The 19,369-nt window shown below is 58.3% G+C and carries 22 protein-coding genes; all 22 read left to right on the top strand.

Going from position 1 to position 19,369, the window contains the following annotated elements:
• Positions 1 to 11 precede the first annotated feature (11 nt).
• Positions 12 to 1,436: a flagellar biosynthesis protein FlhF gene (gene flhF, locus MRK42_RS06155; protein ID WP_224211300.1), complete on the top strand. Its 1,425-nt coding sequence runs from the start codon at positions 12 to 14 to the stop codon at positions 1,434 to 1,436.
• 1 nt (position 1,437) lies between these two features.
• Entirely contained in the window at positions 1,438 to 2,313 is an 876-nt protein-coding gene (locus MRK42_RS06160; protein ID WP_354689042.1) for a MinD/ParA family protein, read from the top strand.
• Positions 2,306 to 3,025: an RNA polymerase sigma factor FliA gene (locus MRK42_RS06165; protein WP_042024829.1), complete on the top strand. Its 720-nt coding sequence runs from the start codon at positions 2,306 to 2,308 to the stop codon at positions 3,023 to 3,025. Before MRK42_RS06160 ends, MRK42_RS06165 begins: the two co-directional genes overlap by 8 nt.
• A gap of 111 nt (positions 3,026 to 3,136) precedes the next feature.
• The gene (gene cheY / locus MRK42_RS06170) at positions 3,137 to 3,520 is read left to right on the top strand and encodes a chemotaxis response regulator CheY (protein ID WP_026457229.1); all 384 of its coding nucleotides are present in this window, start codon (positions 3,137 to 3,139) and stop codon (positions 3,518 to 3,520) included.
• Between the two features lie 12 nt (positions 3,521 to 3,532).
• Positions 3,533 to 4,273, top strand: a complete 741-nt coding sequence (locus MRK42_RS06175; protein WP_026457228.1) for a protein phosphatase CheZ — start codon at positions 3,533 to 3,535, stop codon at positions 4,271 to 4,273.
• A gap of 11 nt (positions 4,274 to 4,284) precedes the next feature.
• The gene (locus MRK42_RS06180; protein WP_338611947.1) at positions 4,285 to 6,486 is read left to right on the top strand and encodes a chemotaxis protein CheA; all 2,202 of its coding nucleotides are present in this window, start codon (positions 4,285 to 4,287) and stop codon (positions 6,484 to 6,486) included.
• A 32-nt stretch (positions 6,487 to 6,518) separates the two neighbouring features.
• The gene (locus MRK42_RS06185; RefSeq protein ID WP_026457227.1) at positions 6,519 to 7,637 is read left to right on the top strand and encodes a chemotaxis response regulator protein-glutamate methylesterase; all 1,119 of its coding nucleotides are present in this window, start codon (positions 6,519 to 6,521) and stop codon (positions 7,635 to 7,637) included.
• A gap of 2 nt (positions 7,638 to 7,639) precedes the next feature.
• Positions 7,640 to 8,377, top strand: coding sequence for a flagellar motor protein (locus MRK42_RS06190; RefSeq protein ID WP_042024832.1), 738 nt, complete (start codon positions 7,640 to 7,642; stop codon positions 8,375 to 8,377).
• 2 nt (positions 8,378 to 8,379) lie between these two features.
• Positions 8,380 to 9,297, top strand: a complete 918-nt coding sequence (locus MRK42_RS06195; RefSeq protein ID WP_338611948.1) for a flagellar motor protein MotB — start codon at positions 8,380 to 8,382, stop codon at positions 9,295 to 9,297.
• A 4-nt stretch (positions 9,298 to 9,301) separates the two neighbouring features.
• Positions 9,302 to 10,096 (top strand): ParA family protein, encoded by a 795-nt coding sequence (locus MRK42_RS06200; RefSeq protein ID WP_026456541.1) that lies wholly within the window; start codon positions 9,302 to 9,304, stop codon positions 10,094 to 10,096.
• Positions 10,093 to 10,959, top strand: coding sequence for a chemotaxis protein CheW (locus MRK42_RS06205; protein WP_338611949.1), 867 nt, complete (start codon positions 10,093 to 10,095; stop codon positions 10,957 to 10,959). Before MRK42_RS06200 ends, MRK42_RS06205 begins: the two co-directional genes overlap by 4 nt.
• Before the next feature lie 69 nt (positions 10,960 to 11,028).
• Entirely contained in the window at positions 11,029 to 11,517 is a 489-nt protein-coding gene (locus MRK42_RS06210; RefSeq protein ID WP_026456542.1) for a chemotaxis protein CheW, read from the top strand.
• An 18-nt stretch (positions 11,518 to 11,535) separates the two neighbouring features.
• Entirely contained in the window at positions 11,536 to 11,922 is a 387-nt protein-coding gene (locus MRK42_RS06215) for a DUF2802 domain-containing protein (RefSeq protein ID WP_026456543.1), read from the top strand.
• Positions 11,923 to 12,087: 165 nt separating this feature from the next.
• Positions 12,088 to 12,723 carry a cytochrome c biogenesis heme-transporting ATPase CcmA gene (gene ccmA, locus MRK42_RS06220; protein WP_201976933.1) on the top strand — a complete coding sequence of 212 codons (636 nt, stop codon included), beginning with the start codon at positions 12,088 to 12,090 and terminating at the stop codon, positions 12,721 to 12,723.
• Positions 12,724 to 12,727: 4 nt separating this feature from the next.
• A complete protein-coding gene (gene ccmB, locus MRK42_RS06225; RefSeq protein WP_026456545.1) occupies positions 12,728 to 13,396 on the top strand; it encodes a heme exporter protein CcmB in 669 nt (222 codons plus the stop codon).
• Between the two features lie 170 nt (positions 13,397 to 13,566).
• Positions 13,567 to 14,307: a heme ABC transporter permease gene (locus MRK42_RS06230; protein ID WP_026456546.1), complete on the top strand. Its 741-nt coding sequence runs from the start codon at positions 13,567 to 13,569 to the stop codon at positions 14,305 to 14,307.
• Positions 14,308 to 14,309: 2 nt separating this feature from the next.
• Entirely contained in the window at positions 14,310 to 14,516 is a 207-nt protein-coding gene (gene ccmD, locus MRK42_RS06235; RefSeq protein ID WP_005298845.1) for a heme exporter protein CcmD, read from the top strand.
• Entirely contained in the window at positions 14,513 to 15,004 is a 492-nt protein-coding gene (gene ccmE, locus MRK42_RS06240; protein WP_026456547.1) for a cytochrome c maturation protein CcmE, read from the top strand. Before ccmD ends, ccmE begins: the two co-directional genes overlap by 4 nt.
• 76 nt (positions 15,005 to 15,080) lie before the next feature.
• Positions 15,081 to 17,036 carry a heme lyase CcmF/NrfE family subunit gene (locus tag MRK42_RS06245; protein WP_338611950.1) on the top strand — a complete coding sequence of 652 codons (1,956 nt, stop codon included), beginning with the start codon at positions 15,081 to 15,083 and terminating at the stop codon, positions 17,034 to 17,036.
• Positions 17,033 to 17,563, top strand: coding sequence for a DsbE family thiol:disulfide interchange protein (locus tag MRK42_RS06250; protein WP_026458715.1), 531 nt, complete (start codon positions 17,033 to 17,035; stop codon positions 17,561 to 17,563). Before MRK42_RS06245 ends, MRK42_RS06250 begins: the two co-directional genes overlap by 4 nt.
• An 11-nt stretch (positions 17,564 to 17,574) precedes the next feature.
• Positions 17,575 to 18,054 carry a cytochrome c-type biogenesis protein gene (locus MRK42_RS06255; RefSeq protein ID WP_201976935.1) on the top strand — a complete coding sequence of 160 codons (480 nt, stop codon included), beginning with the start codon at positions 17,575 to 17,577 and terminating at the stop codon, positions 18,052 to 18,054.
• Positions 18,051 to 19,316: a c-type cytochrome biogenesis protein CcmI gene (gene ccmI, locus MRK42_RS06260; RefSeq protein WP_338611951.1), complete on the top strand. Its 1,266-nt coding sequence runs from the start codon at positions 18,051 to 18,053 to the stop codon at positions 19,314 to 19,316. Before MRK42_RS06255 ends, ccmI begins: the two co-directional genes overlap by 4 nt.
• Positions 19,317 to 19,369 lie beyond the last annotated feature (53 nt).

Here is a 19,369-nt window from a genome sequence, read left to right on the forward strand (position 1 = left end):
GGAGACGACGGGTGAAGATTAAGCGGTTTTTTGCCAAGGACATGCGAACGGCTCTGGCCGAGGTCAAGGAGACTCTCGGGCCCGATGCCGTCATCATGTCCAACAAAAAGGTCACCGGTGGGGTGGAGATAGTCGCGGCTGTCGATTATCAGTCCCAGGTACCGGGGCCCAAAGATGCGCCAGTTCGCCGTCAGTTGAACGATGAGAGCGTCAATATTTCGTCTGCCGCGCGGCAGATGAATCGCCCCGAACCTGCCCAGCCTCAGGGGCAGAACGAACATTATGCCGATACCCTGGCTGCCCTGCTGGCCCGCCAGCAAAAGCTCAAACCGGCCAGCCAGGCACCGCTTGGTGGCCAGCAGTCCGCCGGTCTGGCGGCGGCCAGTAGTGCTCCCAAAACCCTAGCCGAACAGGGACAGTGGGGAGCGGCTCCCGAGCCTGCCAGGCCCAAGCCCCGGATGGCGGCCGGTGGGCGTTCTTCTCAGCCTGCCCAGCGGGATCAGGAGATGGAAGGGATGCGCAAGGAGATGGCCAGCATCCGCAAACTGCTGGAGCACCAGATCTCCGGACTGATGTGGCAAGAAGTGGAGCGCCGCGAGCCGATGCGGGCCTTGCTCATCAAGGAGCTCAAGAAAATGGGCTTTGATGACGCTTTTGCTGATCAGCTGGCAGGCATCATCCCGGAAGACATGCCCATTCATCAGGCGATGGCCCAGCTGGCCGAGGTGCTCACCGCCCAGCTCAAGATCAGCGAAGACGAGATCTTGCGCCAGGGCGGGGCCGTGGCCCTGCTTGGCCCGACCGGGGTGGGCAAGACCACCACCATCGCCAAACTGGCGGCCCGTTTTGCCATGAAGTATGGCGCTGAGCAGGTGGCGCTCATCACCACCGACAACTACCGGATCGGTGCCCATGAACAGCTGCAGACCTATGGCCGCATCATGGGCTGCCCGGTTCGCCAGGTGCGGGATGCCGAGGAGCTGGCCAATGCGCTCTATCAGTTCCGTCATCGTCGCCTGGTATTGATCGATACCGCCGGGGTTGGCCAGCGGGATGTGCGGTTGACCGAACAGCTCGATACCCTGGTCAAGAATGCCAAGGTACGGATCCGCAACTATCTGGTGATGTCGGCGACCTCGCAGCGCCGGGTGATGCAGGAAGCAGTAGACCATTTCCGGCGGATCCCGCTCAGCGGCTGCATACTTACCAAATTGGATGAAAGTCTGAATCTGGGCGAAGTGATTAACGTGTGTATCCAGAACGCCTTGCCGATCAGTTACATCACTGATGGCCAGCGGGTTCCGGAAGATATTCAGGTTGCCGATGCGGCGCAGCTCGTCGGCGCGGCCATGGGTTCGCTGGAGCGAGAAACGCAAGAGCCCTATTTCTGGGGCGCGGGCTTTGGCGAAGCCGAAGATTCGGAGTTTTATGAGTAACATGTATATGGATCAGGCAAGTGGTCTGCGCAAAATGCGTCAAAACAATCGAGTGAAAGTGATCGCCGTGTCCGGCGGCAAGGGTGGCGTGGGTAAAACCAACGTGACACTGAACGTGGCGGGTGCCATGGCGGCACAAGGCAAGCGGGTGATGGTGCTGGATGCCGACCTGGGTCTTGCCAACGTCGACGTCATGCTGGGGCTGAGGGTGCATCGCAACCTCTCTCACGTATTGGCCGGCGAGTGCACCATAGACGACATCATCGTTGAGGGGCCCTACGGCATGATGATAGTGCCGGCGACCTCGGGTACCCAGTCCATGGTAGAGCTTACGCCGGTGCAGCATGCCGAGCTGATCCGTGCCTTCAGCGAGATGAAGACCCAGGTCGACGTGTTGCTGGTGGATACCGCAGCCGGTATCTCTGACATGGTGCTGAGTTTCACTCGTGCGGCCCAGGACATCATGGTAGTGGTGTGTGATGAACCCACCTCCATCACGGATGCCTACGCTCTCATCAAGATCCTCTCCAAGGAACACGGGGTGTTCCGCTTCAAGGTGGTAGCCAACATGGTGCGCAGCCTGCGGGAAGGACAGGAACTGTTCGCCAAGCTGACCCGGGTGACGGATCGCTTCCTGGATACCTCACTCGAGCTGGTGGCCTGCGTGCCTTATGACACCAACCTGCGGGCTGCAGTGCGCAAGCAGAAGCTGATTGTCGAGGCGTTTCCGAAGTCGCCGGCCGCCCTGGCCTTCCGGGCCCTTGCCAACAAGGCCGCCAGTTGGCCGGTGCCGAACCACCCGGGCGGTCACCTGGAGTTTTTCCTAGAAAATCTGTTGCAAAAACCGGCCACCACACAGGAAGGTTCCCGTGAATAAAGCCCAAGCGTACTTGCGTCATCAGGATTCCTATGCGCTGGTGGAGCGTCACGCTCCCCTGGTCAAACGGATAGCCCAGCACTTGTTGGCTCGCCTGCCAAGCAGTGTCTTGCTGGATGACCTGATCCAGGCAGGTATGATTGGGCTGCTTGAAGCCTCCCGCAATTTTGATGGCAGCAAGGGCGCCAGTTTTGAAACCTATGCCGGGATCCGCATCCGCGGTGCCATGCTCGACGAGATCAGGCGTGGTGACTGGGTGCCTCGTTCCGTGCATCGCAACAGCCGGGCGATAGCCGAAGCCATCGAGAATGTGGAGCAATCGCAGGGGCGGGATGCGCGTGACACCGATGTCGCGGCCCATATGGGGGTCTCGATCAATGAGTACCACGCCATGTTGCAGGATGTTTCTTGTGGAAAAATTATCGGTATCGAGGATCTCGGGGTCAGTGAAGATGTGATCGGGCAGCCCGATGATACTCCTGCCGGATCCGGATTCGATGAATTGGCCGCAGAACGATTTCAGATTGAATTATCCGAGCAAATTGGTCGCCTGCCAGAGAGAGAAGCCTTGGTTCTCTCTCTTTACTACGACGAAGAGCTGAATTTACGCGAGATTGGCGAGGTTTTGAGCGTCAGTGAGTCCCGGGTGAGCCAGATCCATAGTCAGGCAATGCACCGACTGCGCGCCCGTTTGCGAGATTGGCATCTATAAGTGTCTGTACTGGCTACACTGAGGTGAAACACTAAGGCATAATCCGCAGGACACAACCCGTTTTTAGCATCATGTAAGTGAGCCGCCGAGGCGGCTATTTAGGAGGGAATTTTGGACAAGAACATGAAAATCCTCATTGTTGATGACTTTTCAACGATGCGCCGGATTATCAAGAACTTGCTGCGCGATCTGGGATACAACAATACCCATGAGGCGGATGATGGCAATACCGCATTGCCGATGCTGAAAAATGGTGATTTCCAGTTTGTGGTAACCGACTGGAACATGCCCGGCATGCAAGGTATCGACCTGCTCAAGGCCATTCGTGTCGATGACAAACTCAAGCACCTGCCGGTATTGATGGTAACGGCGGAGGCCAAGCGTGAGCAGATCATCGAAGCCGCTCAGGCTGGGGTCAATGGCTATATCGTCAAGCCTTTCACTGCTGCGACGCTCAAGGAAAAGCTCGATAAAATTTTTGAACGCATTGGCTAAGGGGTGGCAGGGATGATGGCCAAAACGAGAGCAATGATTTCGCTCGACCAGGCAAGGATGCTTGTTGCTCATCTGGAGCAAGGCGAATTTGAGTTGGCCGACGATTTGCTTGCGCAAGTGTGTGCCCCCAATGCCTCCGATCTGTTCGACAAGGTCGGTCAGCTGACACGACAACTGCACAATTCCCTGCAAGAATTTCGTCTCGATCCCCGTATTCCCGATCTGGCTACTCACGAAATTCCGGACGCGCGGGAGCGCCTCAGTTACGTCATCGACATGACGGACAAGGCTGCCAACCGCACCATGGATGCCGTAGAAGCCAGTTTGCCGATAGCGGATCGCCTCAACGACAATATCCAGCTGGTGTTGCCAAACTGGAATGCATTGATGTCCCGTGACATGAGCGTGGGCCAGTTCAAGGCGTTATGTCACCAACTCGATGATTTTATTAAGGCTTCTGAGGCTGATGCCGATAAATTACGGCAACTGCTGACTGAAATTCTGATGGCACAAGATTTTCAGGATTTGACCGGGCAGATGATCCGCAAGGTCATCAAGCTTGTTCAGGAAGTTGAAACAAAATTAATAGAAATGCTGACCATGTTTGGTGAAGCCTCTGCCGAGCATTCAACTCGTAGCCTTCCTGTCAACGGGATTGAAGCAGAAGGTCCCATCATGAACCCGGAAGCGCGTTCCGATGTGGTTAATGGTCAGGATGATGTGGACGATCTGCTGTCTAGCCTGGGATTCTAATGGAGTGACGCATGGCCTTCGAAGTTGATGAAGACATACTGCAAGATTTTTTGGTCGAAGCCTCCGAAATATTGGAACAGTTGTCTGAGCAGCTGGTCGACTTGGAAAAACGGCCAGATGACAAAAACCTGTTAAATGCTATCTTCCGCGGTTTCCATACCGTGAAAGGGGGCGCCGGGTTCCTGTCGCTGGGAGAACTGGTTGACGTATGCCACGGTGCGGAAAACGTCTTTGATATTTTGCGCAACGGCAAGCGTACCGTCACCGCAGAGCTGATGGATGTCATTCTGCAGGCACTGGATGCGATCAACGTTATGTTTGCCCAGGTCCAGAATCGCGAAGCACCAAGCCCTGCCTCCGACGATCTGCTCCATGACCTGCATGAGCTGTGCAAACCTGAAGGGGAAGAGCAGTTGATCACTTCGGGTGGTGGTGCTGCGGCAGAACCGGAACCCGTAGTAGAACCTGAGCCCGTCATGGCTTCAGAGCCTGACGTCGCGGCTCCCATGGTTGACGATAATGAACCCGCACCGGTCAATGGCGGTGGTTCAATAGATGAAATTTCTGCGGACGAATTCGAACGTCTGCTGGACGAGTTGCATGGTGTCGGCGGCGCACCGACCAAGGTCGTTTCGGCCTCGGCCCCCGCTCCCGTTGCCAGCGATTCCGGTGATATTACCGATGATGAGTTTGAAGCTCTGCTGGATCAGCTTCATGGCCAGGGCCAGCATATTGGGGCGCCAGATATCAATCCGTTGAAATCGGTTCAAAAGGAAGTCGATGAACTGATTGATGATGACGAGTTTGAGCGCCTGCTGGATGAGCTGCATGGCCGCGGCCAGGGGCCGCAGAGCACAATGGCATCTGCAGCCAAGACCTCTTCACCTGTAACATCATCGGCGGCGCCTGCACCTGCTGCACCGACACCTGCTCCAGTCGCCAAACCGACTCCAGCCGCTCCGGCAAAACCGGCCGAGACGTCCGCTAAAGCAGCACCAGCGCCTGCGAAGGCGGCGGCGCCGGCTGAAAACAGCGCGGTACAAAGCGATACCACGGTACGAGTCGACACCAAGACCTTGGACGTCATCATGAACATGGTGGGAGAACTGGTGCTGGTGCGCAACCGCCTGGTGAGCCTGGGGATTGCCAGCAATGATGAAGAGATGTCAAAGGCGGTCGCCAACCTTGATGTCGTGACTGCCGACTTGCAGGGGGCGGTCATGAAAACCCGCATGCAGCCCATCAAGAAGGTGTTTGGCCGCTTCCCCCGGGTTGTGCGCGATCTTGCCAGAACCCTCAAGAAAGAGATCGAACTGGTGATGGTCGGCGAAGATACCGACCTGGACAAAAACCTGGTTGAGGCGCTGGCGGATCCGCTGGTGCACCTGGTGCGCAACTCTTGCGACCACGGCGTCGAGATGCCGGATGTGCGCGAGAAAGCGGGCAAGCCGCGTCAGGGCACCATCACCCTGAGCGCTTCCCAGCAGGGAGATCATATCCTGCTGTGTATCGAAGATGATGGCGCAGGTATGGATCCCGAAAAACTCAAGTCCATCGCCATCAGTCGTGGTGTGCTTGATGCGGATACCGCTGCTCGCATGAGCGATAATGATGCCTATAACCTGATCTTTGCCCCCGGTTTCTCGACCAAGTCGGAGATTTCCGATATTTCCGGTCGCGGGGTCGGCATGGACGTGGTGAAGACCAGCATCGTCAGCCTCAACGGCTCCGTACATATCGATTCCACTTGGGGCAAGGGCACCCGTCTTGAGATCAAGGTGCCACTGACGTTGGCTATTCTACCGACCTTGATGGTTGAGGTTGGAGAACAGACCTTTGCACTGCCCCTTGGTTGTGTGAACGAGATTTTCCATCTGGATTTGAACAAGGCCAACATGGTCGATGGTCAGCTCACCATCATAGTGCGCGAGAAAGCTATTCCGCTGTTCTACCTGCACAAGTGGTTGGTGCGGGGGCCCAACAAGCGTTCCCGTCAGGATACCGGCCATGTAGTCATCGTCCAGATCGGTACCCAGCAGATCGGCTTTGTGGTCGACAGCCTGATTGGTCAGGAAGAGGTGGTCATCAAGCCGCTGGACAATCTGCTGCAGGGGACGCCGGGCATGGCAGGGGCCACCATCACCAGTGATGGCGGTATCGCCCTGATCCTGGACGTGCCGAGTCTGCTCAAGGCATATGCGCGTAGACATTAATCACCCAGCTCCGAGGAGTTAGAAAAATAACAATGGCAGTCAAGGTATTAGTTGTCGACGACTCGAGCTTCTTTCGCCGTCGAGTGAGCGAAATCATCGCTCAGGATCCCATGCTGACGGTGATCGACACGGCCCAGAATGGCCGTGAGGCGGTCGAGAAGGCGATGTCACTGCGTCCTGACGTGATCACCATGGACATCGAGATGCCCGTGATGGATGGCATCAGTGCGGTGCGGGAGATCATGGCCAAGTGCCCGACTCCCATTCTGATGTTCTCCTCACTGACCCATGAGGGTGCCAAGGCGACGCTTGATGCCCTGGATGCCGGTGCGCTCGATTTTCTACCGAAGAAATTTGAAGATATCGCCCGGGATAAAGATGAGGCGGTCAGGTTGCTGCAACAGCGGGTAAAAGAAATCTCCCGCAAGCGTTTCATGATGAGTTCGGCAGCACGCCCGAAGGCCCCCGAGCCTGCGACTCGCAGCCCGCTGGGCGGGGTTGCTCCGGCTCGTGGCATTGAACGTCAGGCGGAGCCGACCCGCGCAGCTCCCGCTGTGGCGTTCAAACGCAGTGGCAAGAGCTACCAGCTGGTGGCCATAGGTACCTCGACCGGCGGGCCCGTTGCTTTGCAAAATGTCCTGACCAAGTTGCCAAAGGATTTCCCTCATCCTATTTTGCTGATCCAGCATATGCCGGCGACCTTCACCGCCGCGTTTGCTGCTCGTCTCAATGGGTTGTGCCAGATTGGCGTCAAGGAAGCCGAAGATGGCGACGTACTCAAACCGGGACATGCCTATCTGGCGCCGGGTGGCCGACAGATGCTGCTGGAAGGCCGAGGTGCCGGCGCACGCATCCGGATTGTCGATGGCAATGACAAGGTCAACTACAAGCCTTGTGTCGATATCACCTTTGCCTCCGCCGCCAAAACCTATGCCGACAAGGTATTGGCCATCGTCCTGACCGGGATGGGTGCCGATGGCCGGGATGGCGCACGCCTGCTCAAAGAGCAGGGATCCACCATCTGGGCTCAGGATGAAGCGTCCTGCGTGGTGTATGGCATGCCCCAGGCCGTTGCCAAGGCAGGCATCGCCAGCGAATCACTCCCTCTGGACAAGGTGGCTCAGCGTATTCTGGTCGAGTTGGGGCGCTGATCATGGGCCTGCTCGGTCTGCTCCTTGCGCTGGGAGCCATTGCCATTGCCCAGGTTTGGCATGGTGGCTCCCTGCTCACTCTGGTTGACGGACCCGCGTTTCTCATCGTGGTGGGCGGCACAATCGGTGCCGTGACACTGCAGACTCCCGCAAAATACATCATGCTTGCCATCCGGCAGACGTTATGGATGTTTTCCCCGCCCCATCAGGATCTCGCAACCCAGGCCGAGCGGTTGCAATCCTGGGCTGCATTTGCCCGGCAACAGGGATTGTTGGCGCTTGAGAACCAAGCGGAGCAGGAAGAGGATGAATTTACCCGTCTGGGGCTCGGCATGATAGTCGATGGGGTCTCGACGGAAGATATCCGCATGTTGCTGGAGGCGGATATCGATATCGAACAGGAACGCAACGAGCATGCCGCCAGAGTGTTTGAAGCCATGGGGGGATACAGCCCGACTATCGGCATCATAGGTGCCGTCCTTGGGCTTATCCAGGCCATGTTTCATCTGGAAGAGCCGTCAGCGCTGGGGGCGGGCATCGCGGTTGCGTTCGTGGCGACCATCTATGGGGTGGGGTTTGCCAACCTGATTTATCTGCCGCTCGCCAACCGGCTACGGGCTTTTCATTATCATTACGCGCTGTTCCAGGAGCTGACCCTGGAGGGGTTGATTGCCATTGCCCATGGTGAAAACGGCCTGCAGGTTGAACGGCGCCTCAGGGCCTATCTGAAAGGAGAGTAGCCATGCGCAAGCGCTATCGGTTGCACTTGCAGGGGCGTGAACACCTCGATCGCTGGCTGGTCTCCTATGCCGATTACATGACGCTGATCTTTGCCCTGTTCGTGGTGCTCTACTCGGTCGCGCTGGTCAACAAGGACAAGTATCGCGCCGTCATCGATGGCATGAGCCAGGCATTCAGTGTCATGCAATCTCCCAAAGATGGTTTGCTGGAAGGACAAGGGGATTCACTGCTCTCCAACCCCGTTTCTGCGGCCCCCTCCATTCTGGATGGCGCCACGGCGCCAGCTCCGTCGCTTGCGCCTATCTCGGGGGTGCCGGTACTGCAGGATGGTACCACGCTGGCCAAGCTCGACCTGCAACTGCAGGAGAACATGGGCTCTCTGGTGGACGCGGGGATCGTCAAGCTGACCCGGGACGAGAACTGGTTGACCATCGAATTGAGTGCCGGGCTGCTGTTTGGCAGCGGCAGCGCCTTTTTGGGCACAAATGCGGCGCCCGTCATCAATACCATTTCAAGTATTCTCAAACCGGTCGATAACTATGTGAGAGTCAGGGGTTATACAGATAACCAACAGATTCATAATGAAATTTTTCGTTCAAACTGGGCTCTCTCTGCCGCCAGGGCCGAAGCGGTACTCAATGGGCTGATTGCCAATGGCATCGCGCCCGAGCGGCTTGCTTTCGAGGCATATGGCGAGTTCTCTCCGTTTGCCGACAATGGTAGCGAACAGGGGCGAGTGCAGAACCGCAAGGTAGTGGTGGCAGTATCCAAGTTTGCATGGGTACCGCCCGCTCCGGCCAAGGTCTCGCCGGTGACCGTTGAACCCGTGCCAGAGGTTCAAAAGGCGGTGGATGCAGGAGAGGTCAGGGTGATCGCCTTGCCCGGTGGCGGCATACGTATAACAACAAGGCAGGATTGATACAGTGATTGTTTGGACGGTTGCCAACCAGAAAGGCGGGGTGGGAAAAACCACCACAGTGGTCTCGCTTGCCGGGATCCTGGCCCAACGTGGCCAACGAGTGCTGCTGATTGACACCGATCCGCATGCCTCTCTGACATCTTATCTGGATTATGATTCCGATCGCCTGGATGGCACTCTCTATGAACTATTCCAGTCGGTGAAGCCGACAGCCGAACTGGTCAATAAACTGACACTCAGGACCAAGTTCGAGAATATCCACCTGTTGCCGGCCTCCATCACGCTGGCGACCCTGGACAGAGTCATGGGCAATCGAGAAGGGATGGGGCTGGTGCTAAAGCGGGCTTTGCTGCGCATTCAGGATCAATACGATTACGTGTTGATCGATTGCCCGCCCGTGTTGGGGGTCATGATGGTCAACGCGCTGGCGGCCTGCGATCGCATTCTGGTGCCGGTCCAGACCGAATTTCTCGCCCTCAAGGGGCTGGAGCGCATGATGAAGACATTCGAGATCATGCAGCGCTCCAAGCGGGACAAGTTCCGTTATACCGTGATCCCGACCATGTTTGACAAGCGGACCCGTGCCTCCCTGATGACCCTGAAATCGATCAAGGAGCAATACGGTGATGCGGTGTGGAACGCGGTGATCCCCATCGATACCAAATTCAGGGATGCCAGCTTGCTGCATATTCCGCCTTCCATCTATTCACCTGGCAGTCGGGGAACCTATGCCTACGAGACACTGCTCAACTATCTCGATGCTCTTGAACGGCAACGGGCGCAGGAGGTGATGGCATGAGAGACACCATTCAAGTCCGTGCAATGGACGACTATTTCCACTCCTTGCTGCTGGATGAAGCTCTCTCGCTGGATGAGGCCGACGAGCCTGAGCTGGCTCCCGTGGTGCAACTGCAGCGCCAGAGCGTAGTTGAACCACAGGTCGAGGCCGCTCCTTATCTGGAGGCGGATGCACGCCTGGCCCAGTTGAGTGAATTGCTGGCGCAAGTGGGTCAGGTGCAGTTCGAAATTGACGCCCTGTCCCATGAAGAACCCGTCAGCGAGCCTCTTGAAATCGTCGCCGAAGAGTCCTTGCTGCCCGTCGAACCTGCCTGGCCTGAAGAGATGGTGGCTGTCGCAGAACCTGTGACCACTGTCATCACCGAAACGGCGGTGGAGCTTGCCCCCGAGCCGGTTCCCGAGCCGGTCAGCTGGCAGAATATCGACAGCGGCAATGAGTTTCAGGCCCTGTTTTTCGAAGTCGCCGGGGTGACCTTTGCGGTTCCCCTGACCGATCTTGGCGGGATCCACCAACTAGGGGAGGTGACCTCCCTGTTTGGTCAGCCATCCTGGTACAAGGGGTTGATGACTTCCCGCGAGCAGAAGATGAATGTGGTCGATACGGCTCAGTGGGTCATGCCGGGTCAACATCTTGAGATGGACGAATACAAGTATTTGATTATGCTTGGGCAATCCCCCTGGGGTCTCGCCTGCCATCATCTCAGGGGAACCGAGCTGCTGCACCGGGATCAGGTAAAATGGCGCCATCAGGCGGGCAAGCGCCCCTGGCTGGCGGGCATGGTCAAAGAGAAAATGTGTGCCCTGCTGCATGTCAGCGAATTACTCCTGTTGCTGGAGCGCGGGGTAAACATAGAAGGTCGCTGATAACTTCTGCAGTCGAGTTGTTTTATTGCTAGTTTTTAGCAGTAGACGTTTATATAAAAGGAATAAAACATGACAGAAAAGCGCAATATTGCACAGAATCTGGCCGAAGATGAAGTGCTGCAATGGGTAACCTTCCAACTGGAAAACGAGACCTACGGCATCAACGTGATGCAGGTTCAGGAAGTGTTGCGCTATACCGAGATCGCGCCTGTGCCTGGAGCTCCGGATTATGTGCTCGGTATCATCAACCTGCGTGGCAACGTGGTGACTGTCATCGATACCCGTTCCCGCTTCGGTCTGCCGTCCGGGGATGTCAGTGAAAACTCCCGTATCGTCATCATTGAGGCTGAAAAGCAGGTGATCGGCATCATGGTGGACAGCGTGGCGGAAGTGGTTTATCTGCGTTCTTCCGAGATCGATGCCGCACCTGCGGTAGGGACCGAAGAGAGCGCCAAGTTCATCCAGGGTGTGAGCAACCGTGATGGCCAGCTGCTGATCCTGGTCGATTTGAACAAGCTGCTCTCCGATGAAGAGTGGGACGAGATCGGTTCTCTCTAACAAGAAGGTGATGTTTTGATCATTGAGATTGTTGCCTTGGGGTTGTCCCTGATTGCACTGGCGTTTGCCTGTTTCATCTGGTTCAGGAGCAAACGAAGCAAGCAGGAGTCCGAGGCCAGCGTGGCGGCGCTGCAGGGCCAGCTCGAGAGTCTGCGCAAGCAGATGATGGAGCTTCATACCGGGGCCATCGGCATGGGCCAGCGACTGCAGTCGGTGGAAGGATCAATGCAGCAGATCAACGATCGTCAGCAGGAGCTGACCCTGCAGGATCCGGAACGCCGGCTTTACAGCCGTGCCGCCAAGATGGTCGAGCTGGGCGCCGATATCGACGAGGTCATGAGCGAGTGCGAATTGCCGAAGGCAGAAGCTGAGCTCCTGATTTCATTACGAAAAGGGCGCTCTTGATGAGTCAGGAAGGCAACTGCCTTCCTGATTTGTTTTGGCCATTTTTCTAAGCGTTTGTGGCGCGATCTTCGCCACAAATCCTGCTGATTATTGGCATCTTTGAAAAGACCCCCTCCAATACTGTGTTAATATGCAGACCGCTTCTTTCCACCTGACAACATCCTCATGCTGCTTCAAGTCAACAATCTTAGCTGCGTGCGTGAAGATCGCACCCTGTTTGAACATCTCTCCTTTACGGTAGCGCCTGGCGATCTGCTGCAAATCGAAGGTCCGAACGGAGTCGGCAAGACCAGCTTGTTGCGTCTGCTGACCGGGTTGTCACAGCCATTTGCCGGCGAGGTGTGCTGGAACGGAGAGAACATTCGCCACTGCCGCGATGAATATCATGCCAATCTGCTCTATCTGGGCCATCATGCCGGGGTCAAGGCGGCATTGACACCGTTTGAAAACCTCAAGTTTTATCAGCAGTTGCATCACCCTCAGCAACAGGACAGCGACCTGTGGCAGATCCTGGCCCGGGTGGGACTTGCCGGTTTTGAGGAGAATCCAACTGGCCAGCTCTCGGCCGGTCAGCAGCGCCGGGTCGCCCTGGCCCGCCTGTGGCTGTGTGACAAGCCATCACTCTGGATCCTGGATGAGCCGTTTACCGCCATCGACAAGCAGGGGGTCAAGGTGCTCGAGCAACTGTTCCTGGCCCATGCGGAGCGGGGAGGCATGGTGATCCTGACCACCCACCAGGATCTCACCCTGATGCAGGGACGTTTGAAAACCCTGTCGCTGACCCCTCTGTTGCAGGAGTAAGCTCATGCTGCGCGCCGTTATGCACCTTATTCACCGTGAACTGCTGATCGCCTTGCGCCAGCGCTCCGATATTCTCAACCCGATCTGGTTTTTCCTGATCGTCATCACCCTCTTTCCCCTTGGCATAGGGCCGGAGCCCAAGTTGCTGGCCCGTATTGCTCCGGGGATCATCTGGGTGGCGGCCCTGCTGGCGGCCATGCTGTCGCTGGAGCGGCTGTTTCGCGATGATTTCAGCGATGGTTCGCTGGAGCAGATGATGTTGATGCCTCATCCGCTCGGGCTGCTGGCGCTGGCCAAAGTGGTTGCTCACTGGCTGTTGACCGGTTTGCCCTTGCTGCTGATCTCCCCCTTGCTCGCCATCTTGTTGTCGCTGGACATGAACACCTATCTGGCGGTGGTGGCGACCCTGGCACTGGGTACTCCAGTACTGAGCCTGCTCGGCGCAGTCGGGGTGGCCCTGACTGTCGGTCTGCGCAAGGGCGGTGTCCTGCTCAGCCTGCTGATCCTGCCGCTCTATATTCCGGTACTGATCTTTGCAACATCGGCCATCGATGCGGCTGGAATGAGCTTGCCCTATGGCGGCCAGCTCGCTATTTTGGCCGCCATGCTGGTGGGGGCCCTGACCCTGACCCCGCTGGCGGTCTCGGCAGCCCTTCGGGTCAGCCTCAACTGACTTCACAGTTAGTCAGATTGCAGAAGTCCCGAATGGGACGCTGTTTGAAAAAATTAAGTTGCGGTGGATCAAGGAGAGGCTCGCTTATCGCTTTCGGGGTATTTGATGTAAACCCGTGACAGGTATGGTAGGCCTCGCCAAACGATTAATAACAAAAGGTTTTGTGAGCTATGTGGAAATGGTTGCACCCTTACGCCAAACCGGAGCGGGCCTACCAGCTGGCTGGTACCCTGTTGCCCTGGTTTGCGGTGATTAGTCTGCTCTCGTTTATCATCGGCACTATCTGGGGATTGGCATTTGCCCCCGCCGATTATCAGCAGGGGGATTCTTTCCGGATCATCTATATCCACGTGCCTTCCGCGATCCTCTCCATGGGAGCTTACTCCACCATGGCCGTCGCTGCCTTTATCGGACTGGTATGGCAGCTGCGCATGGCCGACATGACGGTGGCCGCCATCGCGCCGGTCGGGGCCGTGTTCACCTTCATCGCGCTCTTTACCGGCGCCGCCTGGGGCAAGCCCATGTGGGGCACCTGGTGGGTATGGGATGCCCGCCTCACCTCAGAGCTCATCCTGCTGTTCCTCTACCTTGGTGTCATCGCACTCTACAACGCCTTCAGCGACAAAGTGCTGGCTGGCCGCGCCGCCGGTATCCTGGCACTGGTGGGGGTAATCAACCTGCCCATCATTCACTACTCGGTGGAGTGGTGGAACACCCTGCACCAGGGCGCTACCATCACCAAATTCGACAAGCCCTCCATTTCGGCCGAGATGCTGTGGCCCTTGCTCATCATGATCCTGGCATTTGCCACCTTCCTTGGGGCCCTGACCCTGATGCGTTTTCGTAACGAGCTCTTGATGCGGGAGTGGCATCGCCCCTGGGTCAAAGAGATTGCCGAGCAGGAGAAGTAAGCATGCACTTTGCCTCTTTCAGTGACTTTCTGGCGATGGGCGGCTACGCCTTTTACGTCTGGCTCTCCTTCGGCCTGACCCTGCTTTGCCTGGTCGGTATCGTCATTTCTACCCGTATGAAAACCCGCAGCCTGCTCGGCGAATTGCGCAGCAAGCAGGCACGCGAGGCCCGTCGCAAGGCGGCCCAGCAGATGGAGAACACCCTATGAACCCGAGACGAAAAAAACGCCTCACCATCATCCTCGCCATCACCCTGGGACTGGCGACCGTGAGCGGCCTGGTGCTCTATGCCCTCAGCCAGAATATCGATCTCTTCTATACCCCGAGCGAATTGGTTGAAGGGAAAGGACCGGACAAGATCAAGCCGGAAGAGGGGCAGCGTCTGCGTATCGGGGGCCTGGTGGTGCCCGGTTCGGTGAAGCGGGATCCCCAGAGCCTCAGGGTGGCCTTCCAGCTGGTGGACAACGGCGGCCATCTGGTGACGGTCGAATATGACGGCATCCTGCCGGACCTGTTCCGCGAGGGGCAGGGCATCGTCGCCCAGGGCACCCTCAAAGATGCCACCACGGTGGAAGCCTTCGAGGTACTGGCCAAGCACGACGAGAACTACATGCCGCCGGAAGTGGCGGAAGCCACCAGCGGCATGCACTACAAGCCGGAATATACCGACGCGCAATTGAAGGGCTCCAAGCAATGATCCCCGTCGCTTTCGTTTCATCGTTTCGTCTCCGTGCCCCTGTCAGGGGCACGGCTCACCAGAAAGGAACCCGTCCATGATCCCGGAATTAGGACAGTTTGCTCTGATCATGGCTTTTGCCACCGCCCTGTTGCTGGGGAGCTACCCGCTGCTTGGCGCAAAATGGGGCCGTCTTGGCATGATGTCGGCGGCTCGCCCGCTCGCCTATGCCCAATTTTTGCTGTTGCTGTTGTCGTTCCTCTGCCTGACCTGGGCTTTTATCGACAATGATTTCACCGTGCAGTATGTGGCCACCAACTCCAACAGCCGCCTGCCACTGGCTTATCGCATCTCCGCCGTGTGGGGCGCCCACGAGGGCTCCCTGCTGTTGTGGGTGCTGACCCTGGGGGGCTGGACCGCGGCCGTTGCCCTGTTCAGCCGCCGTCTGCCGCTGGATGCGGTGGCGCGTGTGCTCGGCGTGCTCGGCCTCATCTCGGTCGGCTTTACCGCCTTCGTGCTGTTCACCTCGGATCCCTTCACCCGCACGCTGCCCTACTTCCCGGTGGATGGGCGCGATCTCAACCCGCTGCTGCAGGATCCTGGTCTCATCTTTCATCCGCCCATGCTTTATATGGGATACGTGGGCTTCTCGGTCGCCTTCGCCTTTGCGATTGCCTCCCTGATGACCGGGCGCCTCGATGCTACCTGGGCCCGCTGGTCCCGTCCCTGGACCATGGCGGCTTGGGTCTTCCTGACGCTGGGTATCGTGCTCGGTTCCTGGTGGGCCTACTACGAGCTCGGCTGGGGGGGCTGGTGGTTCTGGGACCCGGTAGAAAACGCCTCCTTCATGCCCTGGCTGGCGGGGACCGCACTGCTCCATTCGCTGGCGGTGAGCGAGAAGCGCGCCACCTTCAAGGCCTGGACCGTGCTGCTGGCCCTGTCAGCCTTCTCCCTGAGTCTGCTCGGCACCTTCCTGGTGCGCTCTGGCGTACTGGTGTCGGTGCATGCGTTTGCCTCTGACCCGACCCGCGGCCTGTTCATTCTCGGCTTCCTGCTGGCGGTGATTGGTTCCTCCCTGCTGTTGTTCGCCTTCAAGGGCTCCCATGTGAAGAGCCACGGCAAGCACGAGCTGTGGAGCCGCGAGACTCTGCTGCTCGCCAACAACATCATGCTGGTGGCGGGTCTGCTCACCGTACTGCTGGGCACCCTGTTGCCGCTGGTACACAAGGAGCTGGGACTTGGCAGCATCTCCATCGGGACGCCCTTCTTCAACCACATCTACAGCTGGCTGATCATCCCGTTTGCCCTGCTGCTGGGGGTTGGCCCGCTGTTTCGCTGGCGTCGTCAGGAGCTTGGCGAGCTCAAGAGCAAGGTGATCCTGGCCCTGCTGCTGAGTCTGGCGGCCGCCTTCCTGTTGCCGCTCGCTTTTGCCGAGGCATTCAAGCCCTGGGCTGCGGTGGGCATTGGCCTGGGTGTCTGGATCATCGTCACCAGTGCCCAGGAAACCTGGGCCCGTGCCACCCACAAGCACAGCTTTGCAGTCGGCGTGCGCCGCCTTGGCAACAGCCACTGGGCCATGATCCTGGGTCACGTGGGCCTTGCGGTCAGCATCATCGGCATTGCCTGTACCCAGAACTACAGCATCGAGAAGGACCTGCGGATGCAGGCCGGAGACAGGGTGCAGTTTGCCGATTACGAGTTCGTCTTTACCGGCATTGCCGAAAAGAACGGCCCCAACTACGACGGCTTCAAGGGCGTGCTGGAAGTGCACAAGAACGGCAAGCATGTCGGTACCCTCAAGCCCGAGAAACGGGTCTATACGGTGAGCCGCATGCCGATGACCGAAGCCGCCATTGATGCCGGCGTGACTCGGGATCTCTATGCCGCGCTCGGCGAGCCCCTCGACAACGGGGCCTGGGCGGTGCGCATTTACTACAAGCCATTCGTTCGCTGGATCTGGTTCGGTGGCGTCTTCATGGCCATCGGTGGCGTGCTGGCGATGCTCGACAAACGCTACCGCTTCGGCCGTCGTGAAGAGGAGGTGAAAGCATGACTCGCAAGACCTGGCTGTTTCTGATCCCCTTCGTGGTCTTCCTGTTGGGGGCCGTGTTCCTGTTCAAGGGGCTCTACTCCGATCCCACCAAGCTCGAATCCGTGATGGTGGGCAAGGAAGTGCCCGAATTTACCCTGCAGGACATCTACGATCTCGACAAACGGTACGATCGCAACATCTTCAAGGGGCGCCCCATGCTGCTCAACGTCTGGGCGACCTGGTGTCCGACCTGCTACGGCGAGCACACCTACCTCAAGCAGCTGGCGGGGCAGGGGATCACCATCGTCGGCATGAACTACAAGGATGAGCGGGACAAGGCGATCAAGTGGCTGGAAGAGCTTGGCAACCCCTACCAGATCAACCTGTATGATCCCGATGGCATGCTGGGGCTGGATCTGGGGGTGTATGGCGCGCCGGAAACCTTCTTCATCGACAGCCAGGGGATTATCCGCTACCGCCACGTGGGGGACATCAATCCCCAGAACTGGGCCTCGACCCTCAAACCCATCTTTGATGCCATGAAGTGAGGGCGCCCCGGATGAGAGTATTGATTGCATCCCTGTTGTTGCTGCTGGGTCTGGGCGTGCAAGCCCCGGCCATGGCTGCCATCGATGTCTACACCTTCGACAACGACAATCAGGAGCAGGTATTTCGCGAGCTGACCAAGGAGCTGCGCTGCCCCAAGTGCCAGAACCAGGACATCGCCGATTCCAACGCCGGGCTGGCCAAGGATCTGCGTGACAAGACCTACCAGATGGTGCGCGAGGGCAAGGACAAGGAGGAGATAGTGGACTACATGGTGGCCCGCTATGGCAACTTCATCCTCTACAATCCGCCGCTGATGGCCTCCACCCTGATCCTCTGGCTTGGCCCTCTGCTGGTCATCGTTATCGGCCTCGTCGTGGTGGTGATGCGCAGTCGCCGTCCCCCCGTGGCCGACAAGCAAGTGGATAATCACCTGAGCGAAGAGGAGCAGCGCCGTCTGGCCAAGCTGCTCAAAGAGGAAGAGAAACAATGACCGCCTTTTGGATAGTGATCGCGGCTCTGCTGGTGCTGACGAGTCTGGCGCTGGTACTGCCACTGTGGCGCGGCGAGGGCAGGCAGAGCATCAGCCGTTCGGCCCTCAACAAGCAGCTTTATCGTCAGCGTCTGCTGGAAATTGGCGAAGAACGGGAACAGGGGGTATTGGCGGAGGAGCCGGACTCGCTGGTCGAACTGCAGCGCAGCCTGCTGGATGATATTCCCGACGTGGAGCAGACCGCCAGTGGCGGCAAGAGCCTGATCTGGATCCCTGGCGTGCTGGTGCTCCTCATCGTGAGCCTGGGGCTCTACTACAAGCTGGGCGCCTGGCAGGAAGTGGCCCGCTGGCAGGATGCCAGCAGCCGCATCGGCGAGCTCAGCAATCGCATTCTGGTGGAACGCAATGCCGAGGTGACCGAACAGGATCTGCTGGACTTTACTCTGGCCCTGCGCACCCGCCTCAAGGATGAACCGAACGATTACCGTGGCTGGCTGCTGCTGGGTCGCCTGTCACTGGATGGCAACGATCCCGAGATGGCCCGCGAGGCGCTGGCCCATGCATATGATTTGGCGCCCCAGAAAGCCATGGTGGCGGTGCCTTACGCGCAGGCCCTGATGATGACCGGGGATGAAGCCCAGGCTGATAGTCTGCTGAAGGCGGCTATTGCCGAGGAGCCGGGCAATATCGAGGCGCGTTCCGTCTATGCCTTCATGGCGCTGCAAAAAGAGGATTTCCAGACCGCGCTGGCGCGCTGGCAGGAGATGCTGCCGCTGATGGAAAAAGGGACGCCTCGCTATGTGATGGTGGAGCGCTCCATGGAGTACGCCAAGGCGCAGCTCAAGGCGCGTGGTATCGCGGCGGCGCCAGCTGCCGAATCTGCCGGGCAGGCGCAGGCTTCCCAGAGCCAGGTGAAGGAGGGGGAGTTCCCCCTGCACATCACCCTGGCCGAGGGCATTCAGTTGCCGCCTGATGCCCATCTGTTCGTGTTTGCCGTGGTGCCCAACGGGCCGCCCATGCCCATCGCGGTGAAGCGTATCGCCGATCCTGCGCTGCCCATCACCCTCTCCCTCGGAGACGGGGATGCCATGATGGAGGGGAGCAAGCTGGAAGCCTATCCCGAGCTGCAATTCAAGGCGCGCCTCTCCCGTGGTGGCAACGTCATGAACAAGGAGGGGGCCTTCGAAGGGGTCTCTGCAACAGTCAAAACGGCGACTATCCCATCAGCGCCGATTGACATCCGTATCGATCACGCCCTCTAATATACCTCTCTACCCGGCTCCCATCATGGGAGCCGGGTTGCCTATAATTCTGA

Origin of the sequence: Aeromonas sp. 19NY04SH05-1 (assembly GCF_040581895.1) — a bacterium.
In the GTDB taxonomy this organism is placed as follows: Bacteria; Pseudomonadota; Gammaproteobacteria; order Enterobacterales; family Aeromonadaceae; genus Aeromonas; species Aeromonas enteropelogenes.

Bases quoted from the DNA above. Each gene is read 5' to 3' on its own strand.
- MRK42_RS06255 (WP_201976935.1), top strand. From the start codon at position 17,575: ATGAGAGTATTGATTGCATCCCTGTTGTTGCTGCTGGGTCTGGGCGTG.
- ccmB (WP_026456545.1), top strand. From the start codon at position 12,728: ATGCTGCGCGCCGTTATGCACCTTATTCACCGTGAACTGCTGATCGCC.
- ccmD (WP_005298845.1), top strand. From the start codon at position 14,310: ATGCACTTTGCCTCTTTCAGTGACTTTCTGGCGATGGGCGGCTACGCC.
- MRK42_RS06245 (WP_338611950.1), top strand. From the start codon at position 15,081: ATGATCCCGGAATTAGGACAGTTTGCTCTGATCATGGCTTTTGCCACC.
- MRK42_RS06210 (WP_026456542.1), top strand. From the start codon at position 11,029: ATGACAGAAAAGCGCAATATTGCACAGAATCTGGCCGAAGATGAAGTG.
- MRK42_RS06180 (WP_338611947.1), top strand. From the start codon at position 4,285: ATGGCCTTCGAAGTTGATGAAGACATACTGCAAGATTTTTTGGTCGAA.
- ccmA (WP_201976933.1), top strand. From the start codon at position 12,088: ATGCTGCTTCAAGTCAACAATCTTAGCTGCGTGCGTGAAGATCGCACC.
- MRK42_RS06195 (WP_338611948.1), top strand. From the start codon at position 8,380: ATGCGCAAGCGCTATCGGTTGCACTTGCAGGGGCGTGAACACCTCGAT.
- MRK42_RS06175 (WP_026457228.1), top strand. From the start codon at position 3,533: ATGATGGCCAAAACGAGAGCAATGATTTCGCTCGACCAGGCAAGGATG.
- MRK42_RS06230 (WP_026456546.1), top strand. From the start codon at position 13,567: ATGTGGAAATGGTTGCACCCTTACGCCAAACCGGAGCGGGCCTACCAG.
- MRK42_RS06160 (WP_354689042.1), top strand. From the start codon at position 1,438: ATGTATATGGATCAGGCAAGTGGTCTGCGCAAAATGCGTCAAAACAAT.
- MRK42_RS06205 (WP_338611949.1), top strand. From the start codon at position 10,093: ATGAGAGACACCATTCAAGTCCGTGCAATGGACGACTATTTCCACTCC.
- MRK42_RS06250 (WP_026458715.1), top strand. From the start codon at position 17,033: ATGACTCGCAAGACCTGGCTGTTTCTGATCCCCTTCGTGGTCTTCCTG.
- MRK42_RS06190 (WP_042024832.1), top strand. From the start codon at position 7,640: ATGGGCCTGCTCGGTCTGCTCCTTGCGCTGGGAGCCATTGCCATTGCC.
- MRK42_RS06185 (WP_026457227.1), top strand. From the start codon at position 6,519: ATGGCAGTCAAGGTATTAGTTGTCGACGACTCGAGCTTCTTTCGCCGT.
- ccmE (WP_026456547.1), top strand. From the start codon at position 14,513: ATGAACCCGAGACGAAAAAAACGCCTCACCATCATCCTCGCCATCACC.
- ccmI (WP_338611951.1), top strand. From the start codon at position 18,051: ATGACCGCCTTTTGGATAGTGATCGCGGCTCTGCTGGTGCTGACGAGT.